We start from the raw sequence: 1,539 nt of genomic DNA on the forward strand, positions 1-1,539 counted from the left end.
ACCGTCCGTTTACGGCGGTGAGGATGTCAACTCTCCATCGACTCACCCTTAATTAGATCCTATAAATATAGAATCTCTATGCTTTCTTTCTTACCCACTATTCTTTTAGCTCAGTCCGCCTCGGTTCTGCCCCAGATAGAGAGGAAATTAATCACCCAATATCAGGAAGTGCGTCAGTTGCCCGGTCAACTAAATGATGTTCTAGTTTTTAATAGCAATAGTCCCGAAATCGTAGAAAAAGAGGGAATTCTCCTCTCCACTTTCCCCGGCAAAGGAAAACGTTATCCCGTAGCCCATCTCAATCATCCCCTACAAGGACGTTTTGACGTTTTCACCCACCACATCGCTCGTCAAACCGATCCCGATCGCGACTTACACCAGGGCCTGATCGTTACTAATCCCACCTCCAGAAACCTGGTTATCCGCGTCCTGCAAGGAGTCAGTTACGTCACCTCGGCCGATGCCCCTTTTGTCGAGTTGCCCTCTCTGGTGGAAGATCCCAACGGCCGGGTTTTTTCTGGTCCCGGTTCCCGTTTAGCCAGTGATATCATGCGTCGTCGCCATGATACCCAATTTCCCACCCAGATCGTCATTCCCCCCGGCCAAAGTCGGATGCTCTTCGATCTGGTTATCCCCAGAAGTAGCGCCCGCTCGACTCTCCTGCGTCTCTACAGCGATGGACCTGTCTATATGGCCAATTTAGCCCTCTACGAAGTTCCCCAAAAAGTCAAAATCGAAGATCGGGAAATAGAAACCTTTCGTCCCCCTACCCTAGAGGAATGGCGTACCCTATTGGTTAGAGGTGATTTAGCCGCTCCTCGCGATTTTCCCCCCACTCCCCCCGATCAATGGTCCCCCGGAAGAAGAAATTTTTATGGTCGCGTGGCTGGAATTTCTGTGGGTTCGGAATGGGCAACCCGCATTGTCGATCCCAAAGGGGGAATTAATCTCACCATTCCTCAACCCGGTCAAGCTTTCGCCTATCCTTTGAGTACGGTGACAGCAGCTACTTTCGGAACCAGACAAATCCAAAGCGCCCCCATGTTAGTGCGTTATCCCGATACGGCTTTCAAAGCTCACGGTAATTACGGTGTTCACTACTATCTGACTTTACCTCTATATAACAACACTAGCAAAACGCAGCTGGTGGCTTTGAGTATTCAAACCCCAATTAAAGAAGAAAATTATCTCGATCGCTTGTTATTTGTTGAACCTGTCCAGGGACCAGTATTTTTCCGGGGTGCGGTGCGCGTTACCTATCGTAACGCCCTGGGACGTACCGAGGAACGTTTTTTCCATCTCGTTCAACGGGAAGGACAACAGGGAGAAGCTTTAGTACAGGTGGAACTTCCCCCCGGCGCCCGACGCGACATTAATCTCGATTTTCTCTATCCCCCCGATGCCACCCCCCCCCAAGTTTTGAGCGTTAAAACTTTGCAATAGATAGTTTTTCTCGAAAAGTTAACGGCTGATTGTCGGTAAAAATAAGTAAGATAAGTAGGTGGGTATTAAAAACTTTCAGATGCCCCCCTTATTAAG

1 protein-coding gene is annotated in these 1,539 nt (G+C 49.0%); it reads left to right on the forward strand.

Features of this window, described 5'->3' with window-relative positions; translation table 11 throughout:
- The first annotated feature begins 78 nt into the window (after positions 1-78).
- Positions 79-1,443 carry a DUF3370 domain-containing protein gene (locus MICAI_RS16670; protein WP_008204799.1) on the forward strand — a complete coding sequence of 455 codons (1,365 nt, stop codon included), beginning with the start codon at positions 79-81 and terminating at the stop codon, positions 1,441-1,443.
- The last annotated feature ends 96 nt before the right edge of the window (positions 1,444-1,539 follow it).

The sequence above is a fragment of the Microcystis sp. T1-4 genome, assembly GCF_000297435.1.
In the GTDB taxonomy this organism is placed as follows: domain Bacteria; phylum Cyanobacteriota; class Cyanobacteriia; order Cyanobacteriales; family Microcystaceae; genus Microcystis.